General features: G+C 66.1%; 1 protein-coding gene and 1 pseudogene. One reads left to right on the forward strand and one right to left on the reverse strand.

Features of this window, described 5'->3' with window-relative positions:
* Positions 1–142: 142 nt before the first annotated feature.
* Positions 143–601, forward strand: a complete 459-nt coding sequence (locus tag AC1D1G_RS45335) for a hypothetical protein (protein WP_283333991.1) — start codon at positions 143–145, stop codon at positions 599–601.
* 21 nt (positions 602–622) lie between these two features.
* Here AC1D1G_RS45335 and AC1D1G_RS45340 read toward each other — a convergent pair.
* A pseudogene (locus AC1D1G_RS45340) lies at positions 623–1,236 on the reverse strand (ABC transporter); the annotation flags it as partial.

The raw sequence follows: 1,236 nt of genomic DNA on the forward strand, positions 1-1,236 counted from the left end.
GTACAACACCGGCCGGCTCATGCATCGTCTCGGGCGGATCCCACCGGCCGAGTACGAAGCCAAGTACTACGCTGAACACCGTGCCGATCAACCGGTCGCACACAAATGACAGTGTGTGCATGAGACCCGGGATGGTTCATCAGTGACGCGAGCCATCGGCCTGTTCACGGCCACAGCAGCCGCGTTCCTCGCGTTCGCCACACCCGCGGAGGCGGACTCCCCCACCCCCGTCTACTTCCGGGTGGGGAACTTCAACTGCTCGATCGCACCCGACGACTCGGTGGGATGCGATCTGCCGCAACCATTGCCGATGGACTTCCCGATCCTCGGCGAGTTCGGACTGCCGTGGCTGGGACCCGTCCAGCACGTCGTCATCGACCTTCCCTGGCTTCCGGCGCACCCCACTTACCCTCCCGGCACCCCGTTCACCCTGCCCGGCGGCAACCCCGACATCTCCGAGGTCGCCACCAGCCAGAGCATGTATCAGAAGACGATCACCCACGGGGGAACCACCTGTCTCGCAGGGTTCATGGGCGACGTCACCTGCACCGCCAAGGGCCACAGCTTCGTCGTCACCGTCTACGGAATTCACGCGCACTGAACCGGTACCGCACACGCAACGTCACACGGCGAGGTGCCGGGAGAGGTAGGCGGCGGTGGCGGAGTCGGCCGTCTCGGCAACGACCATCGGTGGCCCCGAGGCGATGATCCGGCCGCCGTTGTCTCCGCCGCCGGGCCCGAGGTCGATCATCCAGTCCGCCGAGGCAATGACCGGCATGTCGTGTTCGACGAGTACGACGGTGTTTCCCGCCGCGACGAGACGTCGCAACACCGTCATGAGGCGGTCGACGTCGGCGGGGTGCAATCCGGTGGTCGGTTCGTCCAGTACGTAGAGCGTGTGCCCGGATCGGATGCGTTGCAGTTCGCTGGCGAGCTTGACCCGTTGCGCCTCCCCACCGGACAGGGTGGTGGCCGATTGGCCGAGTCGCAGGTATCCGAGACCGACTTCGACCAGCATGTCAAGGCTTTTCGCTGCTGCCGGAACGTTACTCAGGAACGCGCGCGCGTCGTCGACCGTCATCGCGAGAACATCGGCGATCGTCCGGCCGTCGACGAGGACCTCGAGGGTCTCCGCGTTGTACCGTGCGCCCGCGCACGCCGGGCACGGCGCGGAGGCCTCGGGTAGAAACAGCATGCCGATGGTGATCGAACCGGCGCCCTCGCATTCCTCGCAAC

It is taken from the genome of Rhodococcus sp. P3_B8, assembly GCF_056402775.1.